Origin of the sequence: Paenibacillus solani, from assembly GCF_050475945.1 — a bacterium.
GTDB classification, from domain to species: domain Bacteria; phylum Bacillota; class Bacilli; order Paenibacillales; family Paenibacillaceae; genus Paenibacillus_AQ; species Paenibacillus_AQ solani_A.
The window spans coordinates 317,504-344,373 of sequence record NZ_JBCMXJ010000010.1 but is presented as its reverse complement, the minus strand read 5'-3'; the positions used below and the strand labels follow the sequence as shown (position 1 = coordinate 344,373).

Below are 26,870 nucleotides of genomic sequence, written 5' to 3'. Positions count from 1 at the left end.
TAATAGCTCCTTGCCATGTTATCGTAATATCCCTTATTGAGGCATCAAGTAATATGATTAAAATAAATGGCAATCCTACCTGTTGGTGATCTGCGCGCTGGATGTTTTAACACCGATTTCCGACCCAAGGCCGATCTCCAGTTTTATAGCCGGGACTTTCGCTTTTGCAAAAAATTCGGCTTTAGTGATTGTGCCTACACGCATATCCAGTTTTAAAAAATCTTCGAATGTTGCCATGGTATTTCCCCCTAAATTATTCCCCTGCATTTCTGCGTTAATGCGAAAGACGATTCGCCGACGAATATTGCAGGGATTGCCGCCAAAAGTACATCAACATACCCAGCAACGTTATCAATCCGCCAACAAATTGAAAGAAAGAGATGGTTTCTCCCAGGAAGATATAAGCCAGTATAATAGCCAAAACGGGTTCTCCAATAATGCCTACAGACACAGTTGTAGCCCCTATCGACTTAAGCAGCTGATTGAAAATATTCTGACCAAATATGGTGGGAACGATCGCAAGCATTAGGAAATATGTCCAGTCCGATGAATCGTAATTGGTTAAGGAATAGCCGTTCAGCATGCTGTAGATGAGCAGCACACTTCCTCCGAGAAAGAAAACCACAACACTATACATATTAGCATCGAATTTCCGGCTCAACTTTTGTCCGACAAGCATATAGGCTGAAACCAGTATAGTTCCAATTAGAGATAATCCGTCCCCAATTAGTGCTTCTTTTGAAACCCCGATATCGCCCCAAGCGATGATCACTGAGCCAAGCAGCGCGCTCACTAAGCAAATCACACTCAGAAGGCTAGCTCTTTCCTTGAATACAAAATATGAACCGATCATGACAAATAGCGGCTGCAGCGCCAGGATCACCATGGAACTTGCCACCGAAGTATAGACAAGCGATTTCATCCAAAATAAGAAATACAGTCCTAGGAGCAGGCCGGCCAGAAAAAAAGTCCCCCACTCCTTGGCGCTCAAGCTTAAGGAGCGGATCGTTTTCCAAGGGACAAAAGGAAGCATGATGACAGCTGAAATATAAAGCCTATACATACCTGCTATGGCAGTTGGCGTTTCTGAAGATTTAATCATAATTGAAGAAACGGAAACCGATAGAATGGCGATAAAAAGCAGTGCGTAAGGATGCAGCAATAACGACGCTTTGCGTTCTTTCACTTAAAACCCTCCAAGAGGTCTTATCCGATCGTCTGTGCACAGGCTCAAGTGATAAGCCATAGATATGATATAATAATATCATCGTTCTTTAATTCAATGTGCAAATATATCACTAGATAATATGGATATATCGTCATAGAAAGAAGGTTTTTGACATGCCAAAACCGCTGTACGAGACAATCGCATATCCCGATCGTTCGTTTCCATACATTATGTACACCCATTCGCTCTATACGAGCATTCCTGAAGGACGGGGGTTTAACGATCTGCACTGGCACGAAGAACTGCAGATTACGCTAGTAACGAAAGGAACACTAGTTATTCAAGTAAACGGAATCGATCATGAGTTAAAGACCGGCCAGGCGATTCTGATCAACAAAGGAATTCTTCATGTCACGACACAACTGAGTCATGTTGGCGAATATGTAAGCTTTAACTTCCCCGAAAAGCTACTCGCCTTCCACGCAGACAGTACTATGGAAGAAAAGTATGTGCTTCCCTACACCCGCTCTTCTTTCGTTTCTATCGTTATTGCAGGAAACGCGGAGTGGGAAAAGCAGGTATTGAACATGCTTTGGAGCATGCAACGTGTATTTAATATGAAAAAGCGATGGGGATGGGAATACGAAATTTCGATCAAAACTGTACAGCTCTGGTTCATCTTAATATCTAACCTTTCGCTACCGAAAGAGGAGGCGCCAAAACACGCAAAACAGCAGCAGGAAAGATTGCAGCTTATGCTTAGCTTCATCCATCAGAACTACTCGAGTCCTATCACGCTTCGCGAAATTGCCGATACTGCGCATTTGAGCATTTCGGAATGTACCCGGAGTTTTAAAAAGACGGTTCGTATGACGCCATATGAGTACCTTATTAAATACCGGATCAGAAGAAGCTGCGAACTACTGGTATCCACGGACGATACTATAACCGATATATCCGGAAAAGTGGGCTTCAATCACGTAAATCACTTCATCCAGTCCTTTAAAAAAGATCAAGGACAAACACCTAGAAGCTTTAGGGAATTCAGAAGCGGCATGAAGAAATAATATGCAATGGAACAGGGTGTCTTGATCTTGCATATTTCGCTGGTATACCCAGAGTAACCAGGATCTAGATATGTGATCTTTTCGATCAGAGGTGCTGGAGCATAGACTCAATAGCCATAGATGGAATTCTCCTCGTTAAAATATTAATACCGTCATTCGATTCGTGTCCCAATGGGAATAGCTTCAGTTAGATATTTATCTAATCAGTAATCGGTACAAGTTCTTGTCCTTGGCTCGGGACAAGAACTTGTACCGATAAAATAAAGAAGCCTCTAGAATAGCGACTTTCAATGGGACGATGTTCTTGTCCCCCGACAATTCTCTTCATACGTCTGACGTTACGTCCCGACCGGCCATTGATTGAATATAGGTGTCAAACGCAGGATTCAAAGGCACCTCTACTTAGTAAATGTCAGAATAGCTGCCTCTATTTTGTTTATTCGCAATAGTAGGTATCTTAGGCAAACCTAGCTTCTCATATTTTCAAGTGTTCCGAATAATCCCTGGCGCTTAGCAGAACTTCATTGTAACCACCCCACCAGAATCACAGTTGCGCAGTTCTAGTTGTCCTCCGTGCGTTTTAGCTACTTGTGCTGCAAACCAAAGGCCAAGGCCATTGTGTCCATCGGCGCCACGTGCTACATCTCCGCGCCATAGACGCTCTGTCGCATGGTGTAACGCTTCCTCGCTAAAACCGGGGCCTTCATCGCACACAGTGACTTGCCAGCCGCCATCTATCATACTGCTTTCCAAATACACGTTTCCACCCGCCGGTGTATGCTCAATGGCATTCTGCACTACATTACCGAGGGCGCGAAGTAAATGATCTTTCTGAATGCTCGCAGTACCCTTCAGGCCGTTTTGGGTTTGCAAGCAAACCCTCTTGGCTTCTGCAATAACCATTGTGCTCTGGCAAAGCTCGTCAAACATGGCGGGCAGGCTGGTGTTTTCAAATGCCTCATTCGCACCGGTGGAGGTTTCTAACAAGCTGGCAACATACTGCTTGGCCCGGTCGTTGCTTGCCACAATGGTTTCCACCATTTTGCGGCTGCTCTCAGGCAGTTCTTCATCCAGCAGAAGCTCAGCGTTTCCTCCCACCAGGGTGAGCGGGGTTTTTAAATCATGCGCGAGTGCTGCTATTTCCGCATCGCGTTCTTGCTGTGCCTCCCATTGGGATGACAGGGATCTGTACAATGCCTCCCGCATTTGCTCCATAGCATCGAGCGCCTGATTGTACTCCCGTATGCCGGCGTGGGGAATTGTGAAATCCAGCTCCTGCGCGCCTACCTTCTTGCTCACCTCGCTGAACAGCTTCAGCTTGGAGGCGAGGCGCCGACGAAGCCACAGGGTGTTGAACAGCAGACAAAGCAACAATGCCACAACAAGTGTGGCCAGCCCCAGGTATTCCGCGGGGGGCAGCATGTCGCGCAGCACAGGATTGACAAACTCCGCCCTGAAATGCCAGCGAAGGATCACGGTGCTTCCATCCGCGTAGGTGTGCCGCGAAACATCTATGCTGTTGGCGTCCTCCTGTAAAAAACCGGCCAGGACTTCCAGCTTCTTTCCCTCTACGTTGCTTTCCAACACTTCGCCGTTCCGGCCAAACAAAGCGTATTCGGCCAGGAAATCATCACCAGGAGAAATAAAGGTTGTCGGCTTTCCAGCCAGCATTTGCTCCACCTGTTGGTTGGAGACGGCTCCCTGGTAAGTAACGCCAGTGTTTTGAAAGCGCACCATGACGAAATACCATACCAGGCAACATAACAGCATACAGCAAAGCATAACGATGGCAAAGCGTAAAAGCACAAAAGAAAGGCTTACCGAACGCTGTCTTTTCGCCATTTGTAGCCTACCCCCCAAACGGTTTCTATGGGGCTAAGTCCACCCGCTTTCAGCTTGGCGCGGATATTTTTGATGTGCTCCGCAACGGCCGACGAATCGCCTTCGGCGTCTAAGCCGAAAACAGCTTCGTATAATTGTTCTTTGGTAAACACCTGCCCGGCGTGCAGGACCAGGTGCTCACAGATGGCGTATTCTCCCTTGGTAAAAGGCAGTGTGTGTTCGCCCGCGATGGCCACTTTTGCCTGCATATCAAAGCGCACACCACCTTGACTCAGGGTGTGGGTCGGTTGCCGCACCTCCCGCCGCAGATGGGCGTTTACCCGTGCGCGCAGCTCCGCAATACTGAAGGGCTTTTTAATGTAATCATCGGCGCCCAAGCCAAAACCCTGAACAAGGGCCGCGTCTTCCGCCTTGGCGGTCAGGAACAGTATGGGGCAGTCCACCTCGGCACGAATACGGCTGCAAAGGGAAAAACCATCCTCAACGGGCATCATCACATCGAGCAGCAGCAGGTCATACAGATGGCATCGTGCGGGCTGCACGGTAGTGGAATCCGCCTCGGTGTCTACCTGGTGACCGTCCTTTTCCAGGGCAGCACGCACCAAGGCCAGCATATCAAGGTCATCATCGACCACTAACAGTTTCCGCATTGTCTATCCCCCTTGTTTTACTCTTGTATGACTTTACCTTCCCATCTACTAAACCATAGTATTGATAAAACTAGAATCATTGAAGTAATCATAATCAGAGAAATAATCCCCCAAAAAATAGGGGCACTTGAAAAGTCAAAAGTATTTTTTAAAAACCGAACACCCCATTCCCAAGGAATGATCGGCCAAATTTTATCACCAATCGCATTTTCGAAGAAACCCGCTAAAATTGTACCAGATATCCCTAGCAAAACAGAAATACTTGAACCAAACCTAAAAGCAATGGCTACGTGTAATAAATATAAAAATAAGTTGCTAAATAAAAATATATAAAACAGATCAATATATGAATCAAAGTGCGTTACGCTGATATCTAAAAACAAATGGACTCCAGTATAGAAACAAAGCTCATATGTTATGATACTTATGCTTGAAAGAAATAGTAGAAAGAACAATTTCCCCAGATATACACTTCTTCGAGACTCCACTAAACCTAGAGCATTTTGAATATTGTTTATATTCCGATCTAATTGAATTAATATTGGCACAACAATACCAACAAAAATCGGATAGCCTATTTGTAATATAACGAAAAATAACCTCACATCAGAAATAATATGATATCCAGCAAAAGCGTAATAAATTAAAAATAATGTTGTAATCACTATAGGCAGTAACAAGTGCAATAAAAATATTGGAGTTCGTTTGATTTTGGTAAAGTTAGAACAAAACTCCCTTATCATCGTCAATTGCGATACACCTGCCTTCTATACCAGCGCGATAATAAGGCGGAAAGAATCAGCATAGCAAGCACAGAAATCAATACCAGCAACGAGCATTCTCCTAAATTCAAAATGTATCTTGAATGGGCTTCGACCCATAATCCGTTTGGTAAGACTCCAAAACATGTAACCATAAACCTTGCAGACCAGCTATATGGGAAGAACCAAAACAAAGGCGTCAAGGAAAAAAACAATCCACCTAACGCACTAGCAAACAAATTAATGATCACAGAACCAATAAATCCGATTTTTTGATCCAAAAATAAACAGAAAGGAATCTGCCATAATAAAGAGAGCCACAATAAGCAGTATCCTAAAATATAATATCCTAAAATATAATATCCGCTATGACCCATTGAAACTAAAACACCTGACGATATGCCTTCGGAGATAATAGTGATAAGCGATAAGAATAATGAAATGATCAAATGATTAAGTGCTATCAAAATTGTTTTAGAAATAAATGTCTTCTTCAAGTCGATGGGCAAACTATAAATAGTTCGGTATTTGTGTTTTTGATCCTTCTTATTTACTAAATGACATAAAATCACTATGGACAAAGATGCAATCGGCATACTCCAATTGCTGACCATAGCACTTGAAAAACCGCCTAAACCAATACCAATAAATATGAAAACCATAGATATCATAATTAAAGCTGTCGGAATCAATATAATAAGTTTTCTGAACAGGGAGCGTTTATATTTTAGGTTTTCTGCTTTCAAATAAGTTTGCAACATCAGGAAACACGCACCTGTCTAATGATATCCATAAACAGTTGTTCCAGGTTTCCATTTACATCAATTTTATCTTGATACAACAGTGATCCATTGTATATGATCCCTATGTCATCGGCAACGTGCTCTACTTCGCTTAAAATATGACTGGATATAATCACAGATATCCCGGACTCCGCAAAAGTCCGAATCATTTTCCTTAATTCTTCAATACCAAAAGGGTCTAACCCGTTTGTAGGTTCATCTAAGACTAATAATTTGGGATTATTCAACAGCGCCAATGCGATACCCAACCTCTGTTTCATTCCCAACGAAAAATCGGATGTCTTTTTATTTTTAGCATCCATTAAGTCCATTGTTTGTAAAACTTCATTGCATTTATTTGTTGAAATCCCCAAAAGAGTCGCTCGCACTTTTAAATTTTCAAATGCCGTTAAATTCTCATACAGTGGAGGTGATTCGATTAATGAACCAATATTCAATAAATCTTTTCGAGTCCAAGGCTGGTTGTTGAATAATATTTCACCTGAAGTTGGTCTGATAATGCCTGTAATCATCTTCAATAATGTTGATTTTCCAGCACCATTAGGTCCTAATAAACCGTAGACAGAATTTTTTCTTACAGACATAGATAAATCTTTTATTGCATATGTCTTTTTGAATTTTTTAGAAACATTATTGGTTTTTATTATATACTCATACATCATAACTTCACTCCTATTGATTTGTTACTACTATGGTAACAGCCATCTTTAAGGAATTTATAAGGAAGAGGGCTACGGTATAAGGCGCCAGCGTTGAACTCCTGACGGAACCAAGGCATATTGATGTTGTGGTATGCATTTTTACATATTCCAGGGACCCGAGGGAAATCAGTTTGAACATATAGCTCGATTTTCGTTCTATTTTTTTATAAGTTCCCCTTTCTTCTTGCAGTAAAAAAGCAATTCGGATTAAATCCGAATTGCTTTTTCTTTGAATACTGTGCTCCGGTACCGCCAACGGAAAGGCCAAGCGATGTCAAACCCTCTTCGATTGCCGGATTTATCATTCATCCTGGATTCCCGGCAACTCATAACGTTGTTACAAATGGCAATCCTAAAACATCAGCTATTGTTCCGCGTTTTTATTAATTACTCCTTTAATCCTTCTGACTCCAGCAGCAGAAGATTGTTCTTTTTTAATACTGAACTTTCCTAAGTTTGTTGTATCTTCTACATGAGGTCCTCCACATACCTCTCGACTCCAAACTTTCCCTTCGTTATCTTTGATTGTATACACCTTAACGATATCCGGATATTTATCCCAAAAATTCCCTTCAACATTATTTTCTTTCGCTTCAATTTTAGGCATCTCTGAAATATAGGTAACTGCTTTTGATGAAATCGCATCATTCACATACTTTTCCACCTCAGCTATTTGCTCTGGCGTAAGTTTTTCATCATGGTTGAAGTCAAACCGTAATCGTTCTGAAGTAATATTACTTCCTTGTTGATGAACATGATCACCTAAAACTTCCCTTAAACCAGCAAGTAATAAATGAGATACCGTGTGCAGCGCTGTTGTTTCTGCTGAATGTTCAGCTAATCCACCTTTAAATTTACCCGCAGAAGCAGTTCTGCTCTTTTCAGCATGTTTCTTTGCCGCCTCTATATAAGACGCCTTGTCCTCCATGCTATATCCACTTTCAGTTAGAAACTCTTCCGTCAACTCCAAGGGAAACCCATATGTTTCGTAAAAATAAAAGGCATCTGCACCTGTAACTTTACCCTTATTCTTAAGATGTTTTTGTATTTCAAATTCTCCTTGCTGTAAAGTTCTATAGAAAAGATTTTCTTCCTTATTTACGATTTCGATAACTTTCTTTTTATTACCGATCAAATCTTCATAAGCTGTTGCTTCATCTATATAAACTTCAGACAACTCACCCACAAAACTTCCTTGTATACCTATTTTTTTACCTGCACGAATCGCCCTTCTTAATAACCTTCTTGTGATATACCCTGCATCACTATTAGCTGGCTCCGCACCATCATTAATTAAAAAAGTAGCCGCTCTCACATGATCAAGTATGATTCTAAACGACTTTAAATCGTCAGTATATTGTTTACCACTTAACTCCATCAATTTTTTCTTGGGATTTAGGAAAAAAGCCGTATTATAAATATCCTTGTCACCATTAAGAGCTGTTGCAACCCTTTCTAATCCGCCTCCATAATCAATATTGGGATTTTGCATTTTTACAAATCCTGTGTCTTCTTTTTGGTAACACATAAATACGTTGTTCCCAATTTCTAAAAACCTCTCGCTTTCAGAAGCAGGATGAGCAAGTAGGTCACCGCCTGGTTCAAGATCATAGAACATTTCACTATCAGGCCCACCTGGTTCACCAACAGGCATATCCAATGGACTTCCGGCTCGACTCCACCAATTTTCTTTTTCATCGTATAAGAATATTCTTCCACCTCTAGATACCCCATATTGATAGGGATCATCTTCAATGATAGGTTCTATACCAACTGATTTGAATTTTTCTGACCAGATTTGAATGGCTTCCGTATCTTTCTGTATATTCAAATCATCACTTCCTATAAAAGCACTGATATACAACCTGCCAGGATCCATTCCTAATTCGATAATATGCCAATTCCAAACGGCATCGATTTGCTTTTTCTTATAGTTATTTTCATTTGCTTTAAACTCCCATCGACCTACCATTTCAAAAAATGTCAGATGCGACGTATCTCCTACTTCATCAATATCCACTGTTCTTAAACACTTCTGAATATTAGTTATCTCATTACCTATCGGATGCTTTTCCCCCAATAAATATGGAACCATAGGTTGCATTCCACTTCCTGTAAACAACGTTGAGGGATCATTTTCTGGTAACAAGCTAGAAGAGGGCACTTGGCTAGCCCCTATTCCTTTCATAAAATCAATATATGATTTTCTTAACTCATCTGGTGTCATTTTCACCATGCTCAATACCTCCATTTTAATTATTATTTATTCTCGGAAAATTTTTTTCAAATATTCAAGCAAATAAAAAAGCCCTAAGCTGACATATTTCTTGTCAACTTAGGGCGAACTTTTATGTCCGTGTTACCACCTAATTTCAGATTACTCTGCACTCTATCAATACGGGATATCTCCGATATTGTTTCCTGAATAACGGTGGAACTCCGTTGAAGCCTACTAAGATTCCTCTGTTCGGTTCACAGCTCCGAGACTGCTTCACTATTAGATCAATGAAGATTCGCACCAACCATCTTCTCTCTGTGAGATCCCTAATAGCTACTATTTCTCATCATAGCCTTTTCGTTTTAAATTAAAGCGATTCTAACACATTCAACATACTCCGTCAATTAACATCTTTGTTAAATTCTGAAATGGAATAACCCTCATCTCCGGCGATCCATATTAGTATAAGATCCGATGCGTTGGAAAATCTAACGTTGATGAAATAGGGAGGTGACCATTTCTGAAATGAATAACTCAACGCTAGCGCCGCACGAATCAATGGAATTGCATGAAGCGTTAAACTTCAAAACGCTCTGCCTCGCGAAGTCAAAACTTATGCAAGGCCTGGTCTTTGACCAAGAGCTAAAAGCCTTAATGCAGAAAGACGTAATTCAATCCACACAACAGATTACCGAGCTGCAAGCAATCTACGCAAGAGCTCCTTTCCATGCGCCTGTTCCGAATAGTCCGACACCTATAACACATTAAGGGGAATTCAAATGAATACCGATTATTTAGACCCGATTAATTCATTAAATATGCCGGAAATGGCAGATATGACTTTTGCCATGGACTTCCTTCTTCGTGCCAAGGAGGGTGTGCGTAATTTGTCCATCGCCCTGACGGAAACGGCTTCTCCCGATGTAAGAGCGCTGCTGCACGATCATCTTAAGCAGGGGATTGCAATGCACCAAGAAATCACAGAGCTCATGATTCGCAAAAAATGGTTCCATCCTTATGAGCTGAACGAACAGTACCAACTCGACCAGCTTTCAGCGAAAAATACGGTGATGATCGGGCAGATGAATTTGTTCCCGGATGATACATCGCGTAAAGGGATGTTTGATCGGACCCCAGATGAACATATTGGAGGACATAAAGCATGAAGGCGGTAACGTATCAAGGGATTAAAAATGTCCTGGTCAAAGAGGTGCCGGATCCAAAGATTGAGAAACCGGACGATATGATCGTAAAGATCACCAGTACCGCCATTTGCGGTTCCGACCTTCATCTAATTCACGGGATGATCCCTAACCTTCAGGAAAACTATGTCATCGGGCATGAACCGATGGGGATTGTAGAAGAAGTAGGCCCTGGAGTGACCAAGGTAAAGAAAGGTGACCGGGTGATCATCCCTTTCAACATCGCTTGTGGAGAATGCTTTTTTTGCAAAAATCAGCTGGAAAGCCAATGTGATAATTCAAACGAAAACGGGGATATGGGTGCATATTTCGGCTACTCTGGAACAACCGGTGGTTACCCTGGAGGGCAAGCCGAGTATTTACGAGTTCCGTTTGCTAACTTCACCCACTTCAAGATTCCAGAAAACTGCGAGCAACCAGACGAAAAGCTAAGCTTGATCGCCGATGCCATGACGACGGCATTCTGGAGCGTAGATAACGCCGGCGTCAAGAATGGAGATACGGTTATCGTGCTCGGCTGCGGTCCGGTCGGGCTTCTGGCCCAGAAATTCTGCTGGCTGAAGGGAGCAAAGCGGGTCATCGCCGTTGACTATGTCGATTACCGCTTACAGCATGCGAAGCGAACAAACCATGTGGAAATCGTAAACTTCGAAAAGGATAAGAATATTGGCAACAGTCTCAAGGAAATGACCAAAGGCGGCGCCGATGTCGTGATTGATGCTGTTGGAATGGATGGCAAGATGAGCGATCTCGAATTTCTAGCCAGCGGTTTGAAACTGCAAGGCGGCACAATGAGCGCATTTATCATTGCTTCTCAGGCTGTCCGCAAAGGCGGGACTATCCAAGTCACTGGGGTATACGGTGGACGCTATAACGGATTCCCGCTCGGCGACATTATGCAGCGAAACGTGAATATCCGTTCCGGACAAGCTCCGGTCATTCACTACATGCCGTATATGTACGAGTTGGTTACATCTGGCAAAGTGGACCCTGGAGACATAGTTACGCACGTCATTCCGCTCAGCGAGGCCAAACGGGGCTATGAAGTGTTCGATACCAAAATGGACGATTGCATTAAAGTCATCTTAAAGCCTTAAATTATGGATAGATACACGGGAGGACAATCCGAATGAATTCCAATCACGCTTTGCATGAGATGCTGGAGGTTCATGAAATGGCTGCGTTCAAGACGGTTTGTATGACCAAATCCAAGACCATGCAAACTCTGGTAACCGACCCTGAGCTCATGCAAATTTTGCAACAAGACGTACAATTATCACAACAGCAGCTTCAGGAACTCGGTGGAGTGCTGTCTAAAGCGACCCTATAGGAGATAAAACATGAATCCAATAATAGAACACATAACAGGGCTTCATACGCTGACCGATGAAGTGATCGCAATGGACTTTTTGATGAACGCCAAGAGCGGAGTCAGAAACTACGCCATGGCCGTGACCGAATGTGCCACCCCCGAAATCAAGCAAATTTTGATGAAACAGCTTGACGAAGCTATAGACTCCCATGAAAAGATAACAAACTACATGATGCAGCGGGGCCTAAACCATCCCTACCATATTCCAGAGCAAATTCAGCTTGATCTGAAGAACATTCAGACCGCTATGAACATTCTGTCCTAACACCGTATTTCGTCCAGACAAAATGCAGATGCAAAATTACAAAAGTATTTTTTGAGATGGCCTTTCCGCAAAACTGCGGAGGGGCTTTTGCTTCTAGGAAGCAAAATAATTCCGCCAAGTACATCATCGTCATCCGACCTCAAAAAGCCCTTTTATGAAAAGGTAGGAGCAGGAAATTCATCAATTCTTATACGAAGTAAACTATATGGTTTTTGCCGCAGGTCTCTTCCATAATGAAATCTCGCCTGACGATGTAATTGATTCACAATGACATATAAGTATTGATCGGGGCCAATCGAAAAAGTATCCGGCCATAAAATTCTCGGGTCATGTGCGATGGTTTCCATTGCGCCATTCGGCAATATCTTCCGGATACTGTTATTTTCATAGTCTCCCGCATAAACGGTTCCTTTTGCGCCGGTGATCATTCCATCAGACGCACCTTTTTCTCCCCAATACTGCACATATTGTGATAAATTCATGTCCTGTATTCTTCTGTCTCTTAGGGCTTCCGTTGAGATTGAGAACAGCTGACGGCTGGTTAGCGGAGCATAAAATAAAACCTTTCCATCAGGAGAAATCGCTAAACTATCGGAAGCCAATCTAAATGGGAAAGTCGAGCCGTCCGGGTTTCGATTCATCAAAATTTCACCTTCTACTTTCGGTAAAAAATAGGGATCAGGTGAAGTTGATTCTGCCCCATTTAATCGTCTAAATGCGTTTCCATTTTCTAAATCTACGACAATAATTGCCCCTGGCCCTCTGGAAGAAGAATCCGTTATATATGCATATCCTGCGCTTCCCACCCGAAAATCCAAACGGACATCATTCAGATAAGTTGTTGGCAAGACAACATCTTCTGTAAAGGTATATACTCTCCTTATTGTATTCGTGCTTAAATCAACAGCAACTAATTTTGCTCCCCCTTGAATAGGTTCAGAAAAATTTGGTGCCCCTGTATCTAGTACCCAAAGTGTTCCTCTTCCATCAGCAACGATACTTTGGACACTGACAAAAGACATTGTAATATTGTCAGTATTAACCATATTGTTTTCTGAACTGGGATACGGCTGCAATTCACCCTCAACAATTTCCGCCACAGTAAATTGAACGTCGTCTCCCCATTTTGGAAAGCAAACAAAAATACGACCGGTTTCGGAAACGCTGACACCTGTAGGCATAGCCCCATAAAAAGCATGCACCAGTTCAAACTGCCCAAAATATTTTTCCATAGGTAACATAGGTTGCATAATATCCTCCTCATCAAATCCGAACGGATATCAACTATATATGATGGATTTTTTTTGTAATGCCTGGTTCTTGATAAATTTTTCTATCGTGATGGATGCTGTGGGTTTCAACTTCCCATTATTAAAAATGTTGGTTATATTAACGCTAGAATTACCGTTTAGCAGAATAGAAAGATTTATCAAATCGAAATTTGATCTAAAGGATACAAGATTTCTTACCCTTAATGCTAAGAAATCCAAATGTTGTCCTCACTAGTTACTAGAACTTGTACCGATAAAATAAAAAAGCCGCTCAAAAAGCGACTTTCTATGGGACCATGTTCTTGTCCACCGACATTTCACGTTCTAGCTTTCGTCTTTGAAGGTTAGACCGGAGAAATCCGTATACGATGATATTATTTTTTTTCGTAATAATAACCCTTTACTATCACCTGGTTTGTATCTTCGGTCACTTCCTCATCAATATCTAGGTTAGCGACTTCATCTCTTGGAAATTGTTTTGGAAAAGGAGCATAATAAAAATCTCCATATTCAGTTACTACCCTTTCCGCTGGTTCCGTTCGAGCTTTTCTTTCGTATTCAATTTGCCAATCCGGTAATGCTTTTTTTGGTGGGGTGGTGTCATTAATAGTCGAGTCTATAACTTGCTTATTATCTATAAGTTCTCTGATTATAAAAAAAGCGCTCATTAATACAAAACAACATGATGCAATGATTATAGTTCTTCTCAAATACTTCTTATTCATGATCACTCACCCCTTCTAAGATGTTATTTGTTGTTGAGAAATACTTATAAGATAGGATCAATATATCCATTCCCTGAAATTGCAATCGTTCAAATTTGTTACCATTACCCTTTTCATTCGTTGATCGGGATTAACCCTAACCATAATTACCCGATAATTAAACGTTATTATAACGAAGCAATGTCTCAAATGAATCACGAAAGCCTCTCGTTCAACAAACAATCGTATCTTTCCGACAACTCGGTGAAAAACAAGAAAATCACTCTATCGAGTCATTGATCTATTAACCGATGTATGGTATTTGAAGCTGCATGCTCATCTACTCGTACATTCGATAAAAAAGAAAAAGTCCCCGTAAATACGGGGACCAGGCACTCTTCTTTGAATGAAACAACTGACTATTCTGCAGATATAACCGTAGATTCTCTTACGATAAGTTCAGGGTCAATCCGAACATTGCCCCCACGTTTCATCGTACCATCCATACGCTTCAGCAGCATTTCCGCTGCGGCAAGCCCAATCCGGTCAGTAGGTTGCCGGACCGTTGTCAAATGGGGGCGCAGCTTAGATGAGATATACTGATCGTCATAGCCGACAATGGCTACCTGTTCTGGAACCCGGATGCCTTCTTCCAGAAGAGCGTTCATGACCCCTAGCGCGATATTGTCATCACCTGCGAATACGGCGGAAGGAAGTCGCCCATCCTGTAGCCATTTGCGGCAGATATCATAACCAAAGTCGATTTCGAAATCGCCCGTAATCATTTCGAACGGCGCCAGGCTCTTTTCCTTAAGTGCCTGCAGAAAGCCGCTTCGGCGTTCCCTCGTACTGCGGAACATATCCTGCCCGCTTAAATGCGCAATGGAAGTATGGCCGAGATCGAGCAGGTGCTTCGTTGCGGTATAACCGCCTTTGTAGTTGTCTATGGTGACGGAAAAAGCGTCATTATCTGGCTTCTGGTTGTCAATCAGGACATAAGGGATATTGCGTCGTTTCAATTCCACGATATAGTTGTCTTCTTCCATTGGCGAGAGCAGAATCAGTCCGTCCACGCGGTCTTCCTGAATCAGATAATGGGCTTCGTCAGAGCCTATGCCCGTAGAGACCGAAATGGCCAGGAAATAACCGTGAAGTGCCAGCACTTCATTCAACTCCTTGACTACAGCGTGGAAGAAGGAGTCTTGAAGGGTGGTCACGATCAAACCGACAATCCCTGTCTTACCGCGGGCTAAACTCCGAGCGGCAGCATTAGGACGATAATCAAGCTCCTTGATGGCTTCCAGAACCTTTTGTCTATTTTTCTCTCGAACAGATTCGGCACCGTTTAAGACACGTGACACCGTTACAACGGATAGGCCTGATTTTTTTGCTACGTCAAATATACTAACCTTCATTGTTTATACTCCTTGCGGCGGATTTTCCGTACGATTACATTGGCTTAACACTAGTATACATGGACGGAGGCCTGGCCGCGAAGCTAAATTAACAGATGTACCGCCCCTTTCGGGGCGGTACCATTGTCTGCATTAACGTTTGATAATTTCCATGACTTTTTTCTGAATCGTTGGCATCACTTCTTCAACGGTTTTGTGTCCGGTATCGATCGGCTGCATTTCGTTGATGAACATGTCATTGATTTGCGAGTAGTTTGTGATCAAGTGATTATAGGATTCAAAGCCGTATTTCACAGCGCCTTCATAAACCTTTTTCACTTCTTCCGGATCGATGCCCTCAAAATGCTTGTAATAAGCTTCAGCTGCCTTCGTATTGACAGGTGGATTGCCGCCGCTCAGGTCAATGGATTTTTCCTGAACTTCTTCGCTGACCAGATATTTGATCCATTCAAAAGCTTCCTTCGGATGCTTGGAACCTTTCAGAATAAAGAGTGGATCGACGAACAGCACGCTGCGGATCTTGTCGTTGCCGCCAGCAGGAACTGCAGCCACGCCGACCTCGAACGGAAAGTCATTGGAGCCTGCAAGGCTCCAGGAGCCGCTGACGGTCATGCCAACCTTGCCGGTTACGAATGCATCGCCATTTTGTCCGGCTACGCTCTTACTCCATTCCGTCGTCGGGGAAACCTTATCTTTCAAAATCAGGTCAAACAGTTTGTTGTAGGTTGCGATCACTTCAGGAGAATCAAAATGAGTCTCCGAAGGTACGCCGCCGTTGGTCCAGGTATCCTGGGAGTAGGGTTCAACGCCGAAATACAGCGGGCGCATATCGCGTTCGGACCATGTAAAGTCGACGCCATACTGCGTTTTAGCGATATCGTCGGATACATGCGTCATTTTCTTGGCTTCTTCAACCATTTTGTCAAACGTCCAGCTCTTGTCCTCGTAATCGCTTGGAGGATAAGGAACATTGGCAGCATCAAACATGTCTTTGTTATAGAGCATGAGGGTCACATACATATTGACCGGAATCCCGTATACATGGTCTTTGATGGTATAAATGTCCATGAGGTCTTCCGGGATGCTGTAATCGGATGCCTTAAAGCCGTCTTCCTTTATAATGTCGTTCATGTCAAGCAGCATATCTTTGTTGAAATATTCCGCAAAACCGCCGTAGCCATAATGGCTTGTCACGTCAGGCGATTTACCGCCAGCGATCAGCGTTTGCAGCTTGCTATCAAACTGCTCGTAAGGGGCCTTTTCTATTCGGACCTTGATGTTAGGGTGCTTGGCTTCAAAGTCCGGAACCAGCTTTTCAATAAAAGTCCGGTCTTCCGAATCCATCGTATAATGCGTAATGGTTACTTGCTTGCTTGAAGAACCGCCGCTGTCGCCTTTGCCTTCGGGAGCTACTTCCCCCGCTGATTTGCCGCCGGTGCATCCGGACAATGCCAATACGACGAGCATGCTGAACGCAAGCAGAAGTGCATAGGTCTTTTTAATCCTTCTTTTTTTCATGAACTACAGTCCCCCATATACTCAAGTTTGTTTGCCGCCGCTGCGGCAGGGTCTTTACTTGATGCCTGTAAGTACAATTCCTTCAACAAATCGTTTCTGGGCTATTGCAAATAAGGTGACAATCGGCAGCATGGCGAGCACGGAGGCAACCATGAGCAGATGCCACGGCGGAATGCGAAACCGTGACGAGGTGAAGGAAGACATACCGACCGGAAGCGTAAATTTATCTGATGAGCTTAGGTAGAGCACGGGTGTCAGCAGGTCGTTCCAGCTGTAAATGAAGGCAAAGATGGCAACGGTTGCAAGTGCCGGACCAGACAGAGGCAAGGCAATCCGCCACCACATCCGCAGCTCGCTGCAACCGTCCATGCGTCCGGCGTCAAACAACTCATCCGGCAGTGTGGAAAAGAACTGGCGCAGCAAAAAGATATTGTATGCCGAGCCGAAAAATGCAGGTACGATCAGCGGCAAGAACGTATCGATCCAGTTCAGCTTGGAAAAAAGAATGAACTGCGGGATCATAATCGCTGGATAAGGAAGCATCATGGTGCTGAGCATCAACATGAACCACAGGTTGCTGCCCTTGCCCCGGTATCTGGCGAAGCCGTAGGCTGCCAGGGCCGACGACAACAGAGTGCCGACCACGGTCAAAGTGCCGATAATGAGACTGTTCATGTACATTTGGCCGAAGTTTAGCGTTTCGAAAATTTCCTTGTAGTTGCTCCACTGCCAGGAATCCGGCAAAAAGGTTGGAGGAAACTTAAGGAGTTCCTTCTTCGATTTCAGCGAGGTCGAAACCATGAAAAACAAAGGCAGAAGCATGAGAAAGGTGGTGACCACTAAGGCAATAAAGCTGGCAATGCTTACGGCATCGATTTTGCGTCGGCGTTTATTCGTAGAAGGTGAAGCCGAAGGACTGGCTGTCGGCATGGTTCTCATTTGCGTCCGCCTCCTTCATAGTGAACATAACGGTTCGAGAATTTCATAATAAGTGCCGTAAACAGCATGACAACGATCAACAGAACCCACGCGAGAGCGGATGAGTATCCAGCCCGGTATTCTTTGAAGGCGCTGGTGTACAGGTTGTAAACATAGAACCATGTCGAGTAGTTAGGACCGCCTTGGGTCATGACGTACGCTTGCGTAAATACCTGGAAGGAGTCAATGACACCCATAATCAACTGGAACAACAGCACCGGTGATATCATGGGGAGCGTCACATTCAGAAAAATCCGGAAGCGTCCCGCACCGTCAAGCTTGGCGGCTTCCACGAGACTTGCAGGCACGCTCATGAGTCCTGCGAGGAACAGAATCATGCCTGAACCTACTGTCCAGAAGGACATAATCATCAGAGCGTAAAGCGCATAATCCGGACTCATAAGCCAGGACGGGCCACTGATGCCGAACCAGGACAGAACGTAGTTGAACAGACCGATCGATGGATTGAAAATCCAGTACCACAGCAGTGACATCGCCACGCCGGATACCATGCTCGGAAAATACATGGCGGTCCGAAAAAATCCGCGGAACGGTATTTTCGTATTGAGCAGGAGCGCAAACCCGAGTGCCAGCAACAGTTGGATCGGTACGCTTATAAACGTATACCGCACCGTTACCACAACGGATTTCCAAAACAGATCATCTTGAAACATTTCGGTGTAGTTCGCCAGGCCGACATATTTCGGTGGGTGGATAATGTCATAGTCCGTGAAACTGTAATAAAGGGATGACAGAATCGGATACAAGGCAAACACCAGGAAACCGATAAGCCATGGAGCGATGAAGAGGTACATGTATAACGTCTGCCGCCGGCTTTCGCGATGGGTCACGGAAACACCAACCTTTCTTTTTATTTTGAAAATTATAACGATTTAACTTTCAATATAAGATTCCCCCTGTTTTCAGGGTTTCATAGGATTATGTATGCATAAAAGTTAAAGTGCTTTAATTTTCATAACCGGTCTGATGACAATATCATAGAGGATGATTTCTCAATTATCAACTCTTTTTTTAAGAAAATGAAAGCGCTACATCGCTTGCCACTGCTGAAACCATTTGACGAGAAGTCTGCCAAAGGCTGATACAGAACGGTTTGTAACCGATATCCAGACTCTGAAACATCATGAAATTTTTGGTTGGGAAAACACCTACGCTGGAAGGTAATAGCCCCCCTTCTAAGATCAACTTACACAGAGGGAGCAAGTTTTGCTCTACTGTTTCATTCCAAGCTAAAGTCTGAAAAGTTCTATCTCGAAGGTTTAACCTGTACGACGACGGCAATCGTCGAGCAGACCATTCGAGACTACATAACTCAATTCGCATTCAAACAAAACTAAACAACCAGTCACCGGTTTATTTCCGGCAACTGGCTGCTTAAACTTGCAAGGTGTTTTGATCCCTGTCTCACAAACTGGGGTCAGTCCCTCATGATACCATGTGGACTTTTTTGAGTGTCTACTTGAAGGGGATAATACCAAACGGGCTATAGTCTTTTTTTCTAGTAACTTCGGGCTGGCTGGTGGTCATTGCGCATGAATGAGCTTATAATAGGCCTTTTTCTTGCTGATCAGTTCCTCATGATTCCCGCTTTCCGCTACCTGCCCTTTATTAATGACATATATAAGATCCGAATCAATTATGGTGGATAAGCGGTGAGCAACCATGATTGTGGTCGTATCTTTTCGAAATTGCTGAACGTTGAACAAGACTTGCCGCTCCGTTTCCAAATCCAAGGCTGAAGTCGCCTCATCCAATAATAATAGTTCCGGATTGCCGATCAAGGCTCTCGCAATCGCAATCCGTTGGCGTTGGCCGCCAGATAGCTTTACCCCTCTTTCCCCAATATTAGTGTCATATCCCTCTGGCAAACTACATATATAATCATGAATTTGTGCAACCCGGCATACTTCTATAATCTCATCATCCGTATACGAACGTCCGAGCAATATATTTTCTCGGATCGTATCTGAAAACATATAGGGATCCTGCGGGACAGTCGCTACTCTTGAAACCCATTCTTCCATAGAAATCTTATTCAATGGCACATTATTGACAAGGATTGAGCCCCCCGCAGGCTCATAATAACGGCTAAACAAATGAACAATCGTTGATTTTCCGCCGCCGCTCTCCCCGACTAAACTAATCTTTTTACCAATAGGAAAATTCAGATTCAATTGATTGAGAATAATTTTCTCCTGATTATATCGAAAAAGAACTTCTTTTAATTCCAGGTTTGTTATCGGGCCTTTAATCGCTTTACCATCATTCGAAATTTCAGGACTGCTTTCCAATGAACGAATTTTATCGATATAGGCCATGTCACCCGACACATTCATCAAAGATTGGAACACATTGATAAACAAATCAGTGAATTGCGTGCTGAATTGAATAAAGATCACCAGTGTTCCAATTGACATATTCCCTTTGATCGTTTGAAACCCGCCAAAGCCCAATACTGTAAGGCTCACCAGCCATTTCAGAGGGTCGGTATACAGCATTTGCCTATTGATTATTTTTCCTTCCTCAGTTACCTCCTTGAAATAACTTTTAAATAGACGATCATATAGCTTGCGTTCCCAGTCCATTCGATGATATGCAATGACTTCCCGAGTGGAAGATATGCCTTCTTCCATCCTCACAATCAGATCCTTTTTCCTCTTCAATATCTCGCTTCTGCTGTTCTTTAAAATCGGAGCAAAGTATCGTCCAACGTAAATATACACGATAGACACCGCACAAACAAAAACGAGAAACAGCGGAGAAATAGCTCCCAAAATGAATGTGATAATCAATAACTGAGTTGTCTCTGACAATATAATTCTTGGGAACTTCCAGCATAGTACTTTGCCCGCTTCTATCGCGCTTGTCGTCAGCGTCTGGATATATTCACCCGTTCGATTAGATTGAATAATGCTAATGGGCATGCGTTGAATTTTCCCCAGCAGTGTAAACACGATTGATTTGCTGACATGATACTCATTCCGTATGGCCACGTAACTGCTGAGCGAGAACATAATCGAATGTACAAGAGCAGCCAATAAAAAGCCGAGAAGCAGCAAAATGAATACTTGAAAATTGTTGGTAACAAAAACACTGTCAATCAAATACTTTTGCAAATAAACAACCGCGGCCGAAGATAAGGCGTCAATGACAACCAATAAAATGGCCAGTATATACCCCCACTTGATCATTTTACAGTATTGTGCTCCCCATTTAAGATACCCCATTTAATAGATTCTCCTTTGGGTTACTCCGTTGTCCTTCCACTAACTCGTATAATAGCCCCTTGCGTTTCATTAATTCCTCATATGTTCCAAACTCTGCTGCTCTTCCATCATGAATGACAACGATTTTGTCGTAATGAATGATTGTAGATAGCCGGTGGGCAATTACGATAGTCGTTTTATTCACTGCAATTTTCTCCAGCGCTTGCTTGATCATGTTTTCGCTGGAATTATCGAGAGCAGATGTCGCTTCATCCATTAATAAAATGGACGGCTGCATAAGAAATAACCGTGCAATCGAAATTCGTTGTTTCTGTCCGCCGGAAAGATTAATGCCTCGTTCGCCGACTATAGTGTCGTATTTTTGAGGCAGCCGCTTTATAAAATCGTCTGCAAAGGCAGCTTTTGCAGCATGATAGACCTGTTCATCAGTCGCTTCCGGCAGCCCAAAGCGAATATTTTCTTTAATGGTGCCCCCAAACAAATAGGCCTCCTGAAACACATAACCAATAGACGATCTCAATTGTTCAAAAGACAACTGGTCGATCGGAACCCCATCCAGTACAATTCGCCCCTCTGTTACGTCATAAAACCGCCCGATAAGCTTGAATAAGGTTGATTTGCCGTTGCCGCTTGTTCCTACAAAAGCTACTTTTTCACCGGGCTTTATATGCAGATCGAATCCTTTTATTAAAGGTTCGTCCTTGCTGTAGCCAAAGTGAACGTTATGAAATCGCAATTCCCCTTTGACATTGTCCAGCCTGGTCGGTGTTGCCGGTTCCGACACATCAACGGATCTAGTATAAAACTCATATAGCGTTCTAACCTGTGTAATAATGTTTTTCTGTTCGGTAATGGAGGTTACCAGGAATGTTAATTTTAGCATCGCGGTAAAATATAACAGAATAAATGCAACCAGTCCGCCGGACGAAATCATTCCCCGTTGAATAAACTGATATCCCAAGTAAAAAATAGCCACGGCTCCAATATAGGATACAAATCTTCGGTAGCTTCCGCGAATATTAGTCAGGATCATTCCCGATCGCACGCTTTTGGAAAAATCCTCAAAAGAGTCCACACATTTCTTTTTATCCCAAGCATCTGCGCCGAATGCTCTGAAGTCTCTAATTCCCGATAAGCTCTCGTAAATTTTTTGTCCAAAAACCATTCTTTCTTGCGAAACCTTCTGGAAGGCAATTGCTGTTTTTCTCTCTAAATAAGGGCCAAAAATGTAGTACATTAATAAGCATGGAATCATAATTATTGTTAAATAGAAATTGATCGACAACATGTAAATAACGGAAATCGCAACAAACAGGAAGTGGTTGATCATGGAGGGGAGATGCGTGCGATATAGCTCTAACACAGTTGCTACTTCCGTATTAAAAAAGGATAAAGTTTTGCCGGAAGGGTTTTGTTCATAATAAGAAAAGCCCAATTGTCTAAGCTTCAAAAAAATAGAATATTCGAGATCTCGCGAACTTTTTTCAGAAATGGAACGTTGCAAAATATTGCTAAAAGCTTTAGCCATATAAACTAGTACATAAGAGATAAACAAAACGAGCAGCAGCACCCCAAACAATTTCATATTTTGATGGGGCAATACCCGATCGATAAGTATTTGTACCAGTTTCGGAATTAAATTTTCCACAGATGTTGTGGCCACGATACAGATGATTAGAAAAACAATTTCTTTTTTATAGGACTTCAAATAGGATAAGGTCCAAAGATAGGATTTCCATGCCTGTCTTTTTTTCTTCTCTCGCATGTTCGATTTGTTCCCCATTCTCTAGTAATTAAGGCTCTTTATTGCGAAAGCGTATACGACTTCCCCCTAAGTATTTCCAAGGAATGGGCTAGTTGAGCTCCTTGCTGCAAGCCTCCACGCAGTCTGCCAATATGTTTAACCCTTTTACAAGCCCTTCGTGGTCAATCGTGAGCGGAGGCATAATTTTGGCAACCTCATTGTCAGCTCCTGCGGTCTCCATAATCAGCCCGCGCTCAAAAGCGATTCTACAAACTTTGTCCGCCAGTCCTTTAACTCCAAATGCAATTCCTTGCATAAGCCCTCTTCCCCGTACTTGCCCGTTCATATTGGGATATTTTTCCGCTAGTTTGTCTAAAAAAAGGCGGACGGTCTGTCCATTCTTCTCTACATGGTTATAAAGCTCATCATTTTCCCAGTAAGAAAGAGCCTCAGCAGCAGCGACAAACGCCATGTTGTTGCCGCGAAACGTTCCATTATGTTCGCCAGGCTTCCAAATGTCCAAATTTGGCTGAATCAGCGTAATGGCCATCGGCAGCCCATAGCCTCCAATTGATTTAGAAAGACAAACGATATCCGGAACAATTCCCGCCTTTTCAAAGCTGAAAAATGTTCCCGTTCTGCCGCAGCCTGCCTGCACGTCGTCAACGATCAGCAAAATATCTCTGTTTTTGCAAAGTTCAGCGATTCTTCTCAACCATTCATAACGAGCTACGTTGATGCCGCCTTCTCCCTGAACCGTTTCCAAAATAATCGCCGCAGGGATAGAAACACCGCTGGACTGGTCATCCAAAATTTTGGCGATAACCTCAACAGTGTCTACCTCTTCCCCGTAATATTTATCAAAAGGGACAAATACGCTATGTTGCAGGGGCACACCTGCCCCCTCTCTTTTGAATTTATTCCCCGTAACCGCAAGAGAGCCCAGCGACATGCCATGAAAGGCGTTCGTGAAGCTCATGATCGTCTCTCTGCCTTTCACTTTCCTTGCCAGCTTCAGTGCGCTTTCCACCGAATTTGTGCCTGTTGGGCCCGGAAACATAATCTTGTAGTCCAGCCCCCGGGGTTTTAAAATCACCTGATTAAATTTTTTGAGAAATTCCGCTTTGGCAGAAGTCGCCATGTCCAAGCTGTGCGTTATACCATTGTTCATCATATAATCGATCAGCTTTTTTTTCATTTTCGGATTGTTATGCCCGTAATTCAGAGCGCCGGCGCCGGCAAAAAAATCGATATATTCTTTGCCCGCAACATCACGAAGCTTATAGTTCTCCGCTTGAGTAAATACAGTTGGGAAGCTTCTGCAATAGCTTCTTACTTCAGATTCAAGCTCTTCGAAAATGCTTATGTTCGGCTTGTCCAACAACTCTCTCATGCTTGTTTCCTCCTAAAACGTTACTCGTGATTGTTATCATCATTTGAAAGGATACACTCTTCCTAAAACGTCCGGCCCTATCCATTGATCTGAATCCGAATCCAATTCTCGTCCTCGTGCGCATTTCCCGGAAATAAATGGGCAGAATATCCGTTGCCTTCCTCGCATGATGAGCCTAAATCTTTTGCCAAACGGGCGAATAACGATTGGGAAGGGATATTTGAAGTGGACACCGTTGCCTCAATCGTACGGATCCCGGCGTTTTCCTCACGCTCCAGAAGTTGCTTTAATAAGGATAGTCCTACTCCCTGCCCGCGCTCAGATTCAGCTACGGCTATTTGCCATATGAACAATGTATCCTTTCGTTCGCTTGGCTGAAAGGCGGATACAAAGCCAACCAGTTCCCCGTTCTGTTCAGCCACAGCGCAGGTCTCCTTAAACAGGTCACATAGCATAATGTAACAGTAGGATGAATTCAAATCCAAAACCGCAGTTTCCTTAATTAACCGCCAAACACGGGAACCATCTTCTGCCGAAGGTTTTCGGAACTGAAAGGCTTCATTTTGCGGGAAGTTATTCATGACCCGATATTCCACTGGATAATTCCGGCTCATCAACACTCGGTGCGTAGGCTCCATCCTCGTCATGAACCTCGCGTCCGGTGATTGGGGGATTAAATACGCAGACCATCCGCATGTCACTGTTGCTATGTGCTCTAAGGAAATGCTTTTCATTCCCATTCAACGCATACATCGTACCAGGCTTAATTGGATACGTTTTGTTCTCTTGGACAACCTCGATTTCCCCTTCTCCCTCAATACAATAAACCGCTTCTACATGATGTTTGTACCAGATCATTGTCTCGGTTCCTGCCTTAATGATCGTATCGTGCAGTGAAAATCCCATGCCGTCTTTTTTCAAAAGCAAACGGCGGCTATTCCATGTCGGAGTGTCTACGTCATTTTCCGTTCCTAAAATATCTTCAAGTTGCTTTACGATCATGTAAAATGCTCCTCTTATTTGGATTGGTAAGTGATTCTTAATAAACTTGAACCCTATTGTCTCCTAAGCGGATGAACCCTTTACTAGGAACCATCCATTCAACAAGTCTGCACGGTTATAATCGAATCGTTCATCGTCTTCATAGTGGGTCACTGTTCCGCCCGCTGCTTCAACAATAGCTTGTCCTGCTCCGGTATCCCATTCCATTGTCGGTGCATACCTTGGATAATAGTCTGCTTTCCCCTCTGCAACGAGGCAAAACTTTAAGGAGCTGCCGGATGAAACAACTTCTATGGCGCCATGCTTTGCTTCCAGATCTTTAATGAAAGCTTCCGTTTCCTGCGACATATGCGACCGGCTAGCGACCACGCGAATAGCTGAATGTTCTTTTAAATTCGGCAGCTTTGTACTTTTTCGGATCAGCTCTTCTTCATTGAGTACGGTTGCTTTCGAAGCGTGTTCCAGTTTGTAAGCAGCATCACCGTTGCGGCCAAAATAAATGACGTCTAATGCCGGGGCATAAATGATGCCGATAGTAGGATAATTCCCCTCAATAAAAGCAATATTTACAGTAAACTCTCCGTTTTTCTTGATGAACTCCTTTGTTCCATCGACTGGATCAACCAGCCAGAAACGAGTCCATGTACGGCGTTCACTATACGGAATTTGTCGTCCCTCTTCACTTAACACCGGAATAGTACAGTCTAGCTCATTCAAGCGCCTCATAATCAAAGCATGGGCCCGTCTATCCGCCTGTGTTAATGGGGAATCATCCTCTTTAAATTCCACGTAAAAATCTTGTGCATACACGTCCATTATTTCTTTGCCAGCTTCCAATGAGATATTAAATAGGTCGTATAAATGGGAATTCCCCACCTGCTTCCAGCCACCTTTTTCTGCTATTTATAATCTCGTTTTAAATATTGGGCAATTTTTTTCATCACATAATTCGTTGCGTCTTCCAAAGAATATTGACTCGTGTCAATTTCAATTTCAGGGTTTTTGGGCACTTCATACAGGCTAGATATGCCTGTAAAATTTGGAATCTCCCCCCTGCGCGCTTTTTTGTATAAGCCTTTCACATCGCGCCGTTCGCATTCTGCTAGCGGAGTGCTGACATAAATCTCTATATATTCTTTTCCGATAATGTCTCTGGCATTTTGACGATCTTTTTCGTAAGGCGATATAAACGATGCTAGAGTAATCAATCCTGCATCATTCATTAACTTAGCGGCTTCAGCAACGCGGCGAATATTTTCCACGCGGTCACTCTCTTCAAAGCCCAAGTTTTTATTTAAGCCGAGCCGGATATTATCGCCATCCAGCAGCATGGTATGGTTTCCGTTAAACAGTAATCTCTTTTCAACTTCGTTAGCAAGCGTCGATTTCCCTGAACCAGAAAGACCCGTAAACCATAATGTTAACGGTTGTTGTCCTTTTTGCTGCGAGCGGATTTCTCTCGTAATATCGGTCTCTTGCCATACAATATTGGCGGAGCTATGGAGAGAATGATGAATGCTTTCGCAATTCGCAGTAACATTTGTCATT

General features: G+C 43.3%; 26 protein-coding genes, 2 pseudogenes and 1 other annotated feature. Of the genes and pseudogenes, 7 read left to right on the top strand and 21 right to left on the bottom strand.

Annotated features, from left to right (window positions below):
* Window positions 1-78: 78 nt before the first annotated feature.
* Window positions 79-237, bottom strand: a pseudogene (locus ABEQ74_RS12680) (tRNA-binding protein); the annotation flags it as partial.
* A 37-nt stretch (window positions 238-274) separates the two neighbouring features.
* Window positions 275-1,186, bottom strand: coding sequence for a DMT family transporter (locus tag ABEQ74_RS12675; RefSeq protein WP_430122533.1), 912 nt, complete (start codon window positions 1,184-1,186; stop codon window positions 275-277).
* 155 nt (window positions 1,187-1,341) lie between these two features.
* On the opposite strand from ABEQ74_RS12675, the gene ABEQ74_RS12670 reads away from it, so the two are divergent.
* The gene (locus ABEQ74_RS12670) at window positions 1,342-2,235 is read left to right on the top strand and encodes an AraC family transcriptional regulator (protein ID WP_430122532.1); all 894 of its coding nucleotides are present in this window, start codon (window positions 1,342-1,344) and stop codon (window positions 2,233-2,235) included.
* A 510-nt stretch (window positions 2,236-2,745) separates the two neighbouring features.
* Here the strand turns inward: ABEQ74_RS12670 and ABEQ74_RS12665 are convergent.
* From ABEQ74_RS12665 to ABEQ74_RS12640, 6 genes are all read right to left on the bottom strand, one after another.
* Complete coding sequence (locus tag ABEQ74_RS12665; protein ID WP_430122531.1) at window positions 2,746-4,077, bottom strand: sensor histidine kinase; 1,332 nt, start codon at window positions 4,075-4,077, stop codon at window positions 2,746-2,748.
* Window positions 4,053-4,727, bottom strand: coding sequence for a response regulator transcription factor (locus ABEQ74_RS12660; RefSeq protein WP_430122530.1), 675 nt, complete (start codon window positions 4,725-4,727; stop codon window positions 4,053-4,055). Before ABEQ74_RS12660 ends, ABEQ74_RS12665 begins: the two co-directional genes overlap by 25 nt.
* 17 nt (window positions 4,728-4,744) lie before the next feature.
* Window positions 4,745-5,470: a lantibiotic immunity ABC transporter MutG family permease subunit gene (locus ABEQ74_RS12655; protein WP_430122576.1), complete on the bottom strand. Its 726-nt coding sequence runs from the start codon at window positions 5,468-5,470 to the stop codon at window positions 4,745-4,747.
* Window positions 5,471-5,472: 2 nt separating this feature from the next.
* Window positions 5,473-6,249 (bottom strand): lantibiotic immunity ABC transporter MutE/EpiE family permease subunit, encoded by a 777-nt coding sequence (locus tag ABEQ74_RS12650; RefSeq protein WP_430122529.1) that lies wholly within the window; start codon window positions 6,247-6,249, stop codon window positions 5,473-5,475.
* Window positions 6,249-6,950: a lantibiotic protection ABC transporter ATP-binding protein gene (locus ABEQ74_RS12645; protein WP_430122575.1), complete on the bottom strand. Its 702-nt coding sequence runs from the start codon at window positions 6,948-6,950 to the stop codon at window positions 6,249-6,251. Before ABEQ74_RS12645 ends, ABEQ74_RS12650 begins: the two co-directional genes overlap by 1 nt.
* Before the next feature lie 406 nt (window positions 6,951-7,356).
* Complete coding sequence (locus ABEQ74_RS12640; RefSeq protein ID WP_430122528.1) at window positions 7,357-9,228, bottom strand: alanine--tRNA ligase; 1,872 nt, start codon at window positions 9,226-9,228, stop codon at window positions 7,357-7,359.
* 97 nt (window positions 9,229-9,325) lie between these two features.
* Window positions 9,326-9,569: a binding site (T-box leader), on the bottom strand.
* A 166-nt stretch (window positions 9,570-9,735) separates the two neighbouring features.
* On the opposite strand from ABEQ74_RS12640, the gene ABEQ74_RS12635 reads away from it, so the two are divergent.
* Genes ABEQ74_RS12635 through ABEQ74_RS12615 form a run of 5 tightly spaced genes read left to right on the top strand, consistent with a single transcriptional unit; the run spans window position 9,736 to window position 12,049 of the window.
* A complete protein-coding gene (locus ABEQ74_RS12635) occupies window positions 9,736-9,978 on the top strand; it encodes a spore gernimation protein GerQ (RefSeq protein WP_430122527.1) in 243 nt (80 codons plus the stop codon).
* Between the two features lie 11 nt (window positions 9,979-9,989).
* Complete coding sequence (locus tag ABEQ74_RS12630) at window positions 9,990-10,376, top strand: spore coat protein (protein ID WP_430122526.1); 387 nt, start codon at window positions 9,990-9,992, stop codon at window positions 10,374-10,376.
* A complete protein-coding gene (locus ABEQ74_RS12625) occupies window positions 10,373-11,509 on the top strand; it encodes a zinc-dependent alcohol dehydrogenase (protein ID WP_430122525.1) in 1,137 nt (378 codons plus the stop codon). Before ABEQ74_RS12630 ends, ABEQ74_RS12625 begins: the two co-directional genes overlap by 4 nt.
* Before the next feature lie 32 nt (window positions 11,510-11,541).
* The gene (locus ABEQ74_RS12620) at window positions 11,542-11,742 is read left to right on the top strand and encodes a hypothetical protein (protein WP_430122524.1); all 201 of its coding nucleotides are present in this window, start codon (window positions 11,542-11,544) and stop codon (window positions 11,740-11,742) included.
* A 10-nt stretch (window positions 11,743-11,752) separates the two neighbouring features.
* Window positions 11,753-12,049 carry a spore coat protein gene (locus ABEQ74_RS12615; protein ID WP_430122523.1) on the top strand — a complete coding sequence of 99 codons (297 nt, stop codon included), beginning with the start codon at window positions 11,753-11,755 and terminating at the stop codon, window positions 12,047-12,049.
* Between the two features lie 152 nt (window positions 12,050-12,201).
* Here the strand turns inward: ABEQ74_RS12615 and ABEQ74_RS12610 are convergent, their stop codons facing one another.
* The 6 genes from ABEQ74_RS12610 to ABEQ74_RS12585 form a co-directional block, all read right to left on the bottom strand.
* Entirely contained in the window at window positions 12,202-13,299 is a 1,098-nt protein-coding gene (locus ABEQ74_RS12610) for an L-dopachrome tautomerase-related protein (RefSeq protein WP_430122522.1), read from the bottom strand.
* Between the two features lie 395 nt (window positions 13,300-13,694).
* Window positions 13,695-14,045, bottom strand: a complete 351-nt coding sequence (locus tag ABEQ74_RS12605) for a hypothetical protein (protein WP_053493432.1) — start codon at window positions 14,043-14,045, stop codon at window positions 13,695-13,697.
* A gap of 398 nt (window positions 14,046-14,443) precedes the next feature.
* Window positions 14,444-15,439, bottom strand: a complete 996-nt coding sequence (locus ABEQ74_RS12600) for a LacI family DNA-binding transcriptional regulator (protein ID WP_430122521.1) — start codon at window positions 15,437-15,439, stop codon at window positions 14,444-14,446.
* Between the two features lie 132 nt (window positions 15,440-15,571).
* Complete coding sequence (locus ABEQ74_RS12595) at window positions 15,572-16,957, bottom strand: ABC transporter substrate-binding protein (protein WP_430122520.1); 1,386 nt, start codon at window positions 16,955-16,957, stop codon at window positions 15,572-15,574.
* Between the two features lie 54 nt (window positions 16,958-17,011).
* Complete coding sequence (locus tag ABEQ74_RS12590) at window positions 17,012-17,896, bottom strand: carbohydrate ABC transporter permease (RefSeq protein ID WP_430122519.1); 885 nt, start codon at window positions 17,894-17,896, stop codon at window positions 17,012-17,014.
* Entirely contained in the window at window positions 17,893-18,750 is an 858-nt protein-coding gene (locus tag ABEQ74_RS12585) for a carbohydrate ABC transporter permease (protein ID WP_076326042.1), read from the bottom strand. The genes ABEQ74_RS12590 and ABEQ74_RS12585 overlap by 4 nt, the downstream gene beginning before the upstream one ends.
* A 423-nt stretch (window positions 18,751-19,173) precedes the next feature.
* Between ABEQ74_RS12585 and ABEQ74_RS12580 the strand changes: the two are divergent.
* Window positions 19,174-19,334, top strand: a pseudogene (locus ABEQ74_RS12580) (IS3 family transposase); the annotation flags it as partial.
* A 145-nt stretch (window positions 19,335-19,479) separates the two neighbouring features.
* On the opposite strand, the gene ABEQ74_RS12575 reads toward ABEQ74_RS12580, so the two are convergent.
* The 7 genes from ABEQ74_RS12575 to cysC form a co-directional block, all read right to left on the bottom strand.
* Window positions 19,480-21,183, bottom strand: coding sequence for an ABC transporter ATP-binding protein (locus tag ABEQ74_RS12575; RefSeq protein ID WP_430122518.1), 1,704 nt, complete (start codon window positions 21,181-21,183; stop codon window positions 19,480-19,482).
* Complete coding sequence (locus tag ABEQ74_RS12570) at window positions 21,170-22,948, bottom strand: ABC transporter ATP-binding protein (RefSeq protein ID WP_430122517.1); 1,779 nt, start codon at window positions 22,946-22,948, stop codon at window positions 21,170-21,172. Before ABEQ74_RS12570 ends, ABEQ74_RS12575 begins: the two co-directional genes overlap by 14 nt.
* Before the next feature lie 88 nt (window positions 22,949-23,036).
* Complete coding sequence (ectB, locus tag ABEQ74_RS12565; RefSeq protein WP_430122516.1) at window positions 23,037-24,320, bottom strand: diaminobutyrate--2-oxoglutarate transaminase; 1,284 nt, start codon at window positions 24,318-24,320, stop codon at window positions 23,037-23,039.
* 77 nt (window positions 24,321-24,397) lie between these two features.
* Window positions 24,398-24,901, bottom strand: coding sequence for a diaminobutyrate acetyltransferase (gene ectA, locus ABEQ74_RS12560; RefSeq protein ID WP_430122515.1), 504 nt, complete (start codon window positions 24,899-24,901; stop codon window positions 24,398-24,400).
* A complete protein-coding gene (locus ABEQ74_RS12555; RefSeq protein WP_430122514.1) occupies window positions 24,894-25,322 on the bottom strand; it encodes an ectoine synthase in 429 nt (142 codons plus the stop codon). Before ABEQ74_RS12555 ends, ectA begins: the two co-directional genes overlap by 8 nt.
* A 63-nt stretch (window positions 25,323-25,385) precedes the next feature.
* Entirely contained in the window at window positions 25,386-26,198 is an 813-nt protein-coding gene (gene cysQ / locus ABEQ74_RS12550) for a 3'(2'),5'-bisphosphate nucleotidase CysQ (RefSeq protein WP_430122513.1), read from the bottom strand.
* 23 nt (window positions 26,199-26,221) lie between these two features.
* Entirely contained in the window at window positions 26,222-26,869 is a 648-nt protein-coding gene (cysC, locus tag ABEQ74_RS12545; protein WP_430122512.1) for an adenylyl-sulfate kinase, read from the bottom strand.
* Between the last annotated feature and the right edge of the window lies 1 nt (window position 26,870).